Source organism: Moraxella caviae (genome assembly GCF_002014985.1).
GTDB classification, from domain to species: Bacteria; Pseudomonadota; Gammaproteobacteria; order Pseudomonadales; family Moraxellaceae; genus Moraxella; species Moraxella caviae.
Genome location: NZ_MUXU01000104.1, coordinates 1 through 3,333 on the forward strand (window position 1 = coordinate 1; position 3,333 = coordinate 3,333).

General features: G+C 41.0%; 6 protein-coding genes. 5 read left to right on the forward strand and 1 reads right to left on the reverse strand.

All coding sequences use genetic code 11. The annotated features are described in order from the left end of the window. Positions 1 to 3: 3 nt before the first annotated feature. Positions 4 to 219, reverse strand: a complete 216-nt coding sequence (locus B0181_RS11630; protein WP_078277648.1) for a transcriptional regulator — start codon at positions 217 to 219, stop codon at positions 4 to 6. Between the two features lie 132 nt (positions 220 to 351). Here B0181_RS11630 and B0181_RS11635 point away from each other — a divergent pair, with 132 nt between their 5' ends. The 5 genes from B0181_RS11635 to B0181_RS11655 are packed head-to-tail and all read left to right on the forward strand — an operon-like array spanning position 352 to position 3,004. Continuing rightward, on the forward strand, positions 352 to 1,071 hold the full coding sequence (locus B0181_RS11635) for an XRE family transcriptional regulator (protein WP_078277649.1): 720 nt from the start codon (positions 352 to 354) through the stop codon (positions 1,069 to 1,071). A 45-nt stretch (positions 1,072 to 1,116) separates the two neighbouring features. Next, positions 1,117 to 1,329 carry an excalibur calcium-binding domain-containing protein gene (locus tag B0181_RS11640; RefSeq protein WP_078277652.1) on the forward strand — a complete coding sequence of 71 codons (213 nt, stop codon included), beginning with the start codon at positions 1,117 to 1,119 and terminating at the stop codon, positions 1,327 to 1,329. A gap of 9 nt (positions 1,330 to 1,338) precedes the next feature. Continuing rightward, complete coding sequence (locus B0181_RS11645) at positions 1,339 to 1,527, forward strand: hypothetical protein (RefSeq protein ID WP_078277650.1); 189 nt, start codon at positions 1,339 to 1,341, stop codon at positions 1,525 to 1,527. Positions 1,528 to 1,547: 20 nt separating this feature from the next. Next, entirely contained in the window at positions 1,548 to 2,087 is a 540-nt protein-coding gene (locus B0181_RS11650) for a DUF6932 family protein (RefSeq protein WP_245953300.1), read from the forward strand. Continuing rightward, the gene (locus B0181_RS11655; RefSeq protein WP_078277651.1) at positions 2,075 to 3,004 is read left to right on the forward strand and encodes a hypothetical protein; all 930 of its coding nucleotides are present in this window, start codon (positions 2,075 to 2,077) and stop codon (positions 3,002 to 3,004) included. Before B0181_RS11650 ends, B0181_RS11655 begins: the two co-directional genes overlap by 13 nt. Positions 3,005 to 3,333 lie beyond the last annotated feature (329 nt).

Genomic DNA, 3,333 nt, shown 5'->3' on the forward strand with positions numbered 1-3,333 from the left:
CCCCTAGTTTGCGCTAGGGGGTTTTATTTTGCCTAAGTCTGGACAAAGTTCATTGGCTTTAAACTTGCCCTTGGTAATGTATTCTGCTCGCATAGCAACGACAGCACCCATTTTTGACCTGCCACTTAGCCACGCATGGACGCTTGGCTGTTTGACGCCTAATTGTCGTGCCGTCTCTACTTGCGAACCAAAATAATCAACCAGTAATTGATAATTCATCGACTACCTTCACAAATATAGTTAATTTGCATATTTTATAGTTTTGTTTATAAAAAATCAATAGATATATTTATTTGATAAAGTATAGTTTCAGCTATATAATATGAACAAAGCTTTCACCTAGGGGACGTAATGAACAGCCTATCTGACAGACTTAAAATTGCACGAAAAAACGCCAAAATTAGCCAATCCGCCCTTGCTCAAAAAGTAGGCATATCACAACCTAGCTATCAGGCATTGGAAAGCGGAAAGAGTGGCAAGTCGGCATATTTACTGCAAATTGCTCAAGCTCTGAAGGTAAATTCTGAATGGCTTGCAACTGGTAAGGGCGAAATGATAAAACCACTGCCCGAAAACCAGTTTGACGAAAACGACTTCCATGTTATGGAATTTTGGGACAGTAATACTCCCTTGGGCGATGATGAGTTTGAAGTACCTTATTACAAGGATATTGAGTTTTTAGGTGGTGATGGCTTTGAAAGTGATACAGACGACGATGGCAGGCGTAAAATACGTTATGCTTACACTGCTGCTAGACGAGCTGGTGCTGTCCCATCAAGAGTTATCTGCCTGACACTCAAGGGCGACAGCATGGAAGAGTTAATACAAGACGGCTCTATGATTGCTGTTGACCGTTCAAAAACAGACATTCGAGAAGGTAAAATTTACGCCTTTAGACATGGTAATATCTTGCGTGTTAAATACTTAATTCCACGCCCTGACGGTGGTCTTGTCATTAGAAGTCATAACAAAGCATATGAGGACGAAGTGATAACAGGTGACGAAATGGACGCCGCCAATATTCAAATCGTGGGCTGGGTTTGGAATTGGTCTAGCCTAGTAGTTTGGTAATTTAACAAAAGGAGTTATTTTATGAAAAACCCAATCATCTCAACTATGGCACTACTTGCAATCACCATTACAATGCCAGCTTTTGCCGCCAAAAAGTGCGCTGATTTCCCTACGCAACAAGCCGCACAAGCGCATTATGAAAAACTGAAAAAATCAGGACAAACAGGCTGGAAAAGCCTAGACCGTGATGGCGATGGTCGTGCTTGTGATTGCAATAAGGGTGGCAAGGGCAAGAATTGCCCTACCAAAAAGAAATAAGGGTATGAAATGACCATTGAAACCATCATTGAAAAAATCAACGCCTATGCAGACCAAAATCAAGGCATGGAGCTGTCTGCTGATGAAGTAAAGGTATTATCCAAGCATGTGGGTAAATTGCGATTTGTTCCTGTTTTTAAAATGGACGATGTAGAAGGTGTCAATAAATACCTTGAGAAGCAAAGAAGGTCTCGTTGATTTAGCATGGAGGTTTGGCAATGTGGAACCTAAGTGGCGTTATTCCACCCATTAAAGACATTGACGGTGCTTCAGTAAATCGTTCGCCCTATAAAATAGATATTTTAACCTTTGTTCAGCAGTTTGGGTTTTCAGACGACCGCATTGCTATTTTAAGTGGTTTTTTGTATTATAGAGAGTTTTTATACAAACTGGGCATCACTGACGGCTTTCAATGGGTTAATGGCAGTTTTACCGAGGATATAGAGAGATTAAGAGACCGTCCGCCAAACGATATAGATGTTGTTAGCTTTTTTCGCGAGTCTGCACTGACAGATGAACAGCAAGATCAACTATTAGATGGCGAAACAATTAAAAGCCAATACCGTGTAGATGGTTACTTTGTGCTTTTAGATGAGGACCCTACCGAGCTTGTGGAGCGGACAGCCTACTGGTACAGTATGTGGTCGCACCAACGAGATACTTACATTTGGAAAGGATTTTATCAAGTCCCACTAAGTCCTGATGAAGACAAGCAGGCTTTAGAGTGGCTTTTGGGAGTACAGCCATGCAAGAACTAACCTATAAGCACCTACTTGCCGAAAAAGCAAGCTTAGAGGCGATGATAGCAAATGCCAAAAATCCAAACAGTCTAAGCACTGCCAGTCTATCTGCTCGCCTAAAAAAAATCAGCAGTATGATTGATGACGTAGCCCCTGTGGAACTGATAAAAAAAGCCATCATTACCTTTCGTGGCAAGCCTGTTCACGGCTCACAAAGCATCAGTGCCGATTTTAGCGCAAGTGCTTTAGACAGGCTTGCCAATGCTGTTGCCAGTATCGCCGCCAGCTCAAATAATACACTCACTTATCATGGCGCAATCCCTAATAAAGCCAAGCATTCCTTGCAAATTACTGGCACTGCTGTTGGTTCGTTTGGTTTTGAACTATCTCTACCAAAGTCCGAAGATGACTTAATAGATGGTCAAAAAAACGACACCGAACACACACTATCCCAACTTCAATCATTGCTGCAATATGGCATGACTGGCACAGATGAGCAAATCAGTGATTTAATAGAAATCATTCACCCTAGGGCAATGGCAAAGGTTAATGATTTTTTGATGCTCATGCAAAACCAAGAAGCACTGTTTGCTCTACAATTCAACGATGTCATCACAAGAGTTAATGACACAAAGCAGCTATCGACACTGATTGAAAGATTTTCCCAAAACAATATTCGCCAATATAATGAAACTTACACAGGTAGATTTATTGGCGTATTACCAAAAACGCGTACATTTGAATTTCAAAACGATGACAAACACATCATCAAAGGAAAAATCAATAGTCAGGTGCCAAATCCAGAATATATTAACCAAGCATACCTAAACAAACCTACAACGGTAAACTTTCAGGTTATGCAATTTGGTAATGCTAAACCCAAGTACGAACTGATGGATATTTCCGCCATTCATCAAAACCCTGATAGCCCCTAGTTTTAGGGGCTTTTTTAATTTTTACCTGACACCCTTACAACCCTTGCACTGTAAGGGTTTTGTTATGCCTGACACCCACCTGACACCCTGACACCCTTGACAAATATAAAAATATAGTTTACCCCCTCTTGATTACATAGCTCACGATTGCTATTATAGTCATATCAACCAATAAGGAGTTAAGCCTATGAAACGTTTTACAGATGGCTGGGATGGCAATGATTAGCCAAGCGCCTTATGATGTCTTTGCCGTTGCTGATGCTATCTTGAAAATAACAAAAGAGCGTGGCAGGCAGCTCACACCCATGAAGTTAGTAAAACTGACTTAT

Coding starts and splice junctions, on each gene's coding strand:
- B0181_RS11630 (WP_078277648.1), bottom strand. CDS start 219: ATGAATTATCAATTACTGGTTGATTATTTTGGTTCGCAAGTAGAGACG.
- B0181_RS11635 (WP_078277649.1), top strand. CDS start 352: ATGAACAGCCTATCTGACAGACTTAAAATTGCACGAAAAAACGCCAAA.
- B0181_RS11640 (WP_078277652.1), top strand. CDS start 1,117: ATGGCACTACTTGCAATCACCATTACAATGCCAGCTTTTGCCGCCAAA.
- B0181_RS11645 (WP_078277650.1), top strand. CDS start 1,339: ATGACCATTGAAACCATCATTGAAAAAATCAACGCCTATGCAGACCAA.
- B0181_RS11650 (WP_245953300.1), top strand. CDS start 1,548: ATGTGGAACCTAAGTGGCGTTATTCCACCCATTAAAGACATTGACGGT.
- B0181_RS11655 (WP_078277651.1), top strand. CDS start 2,075: ATGCAAGAACTAACCTATAAGCACCTACTTGCCGAAAAAGCAAGCTTA.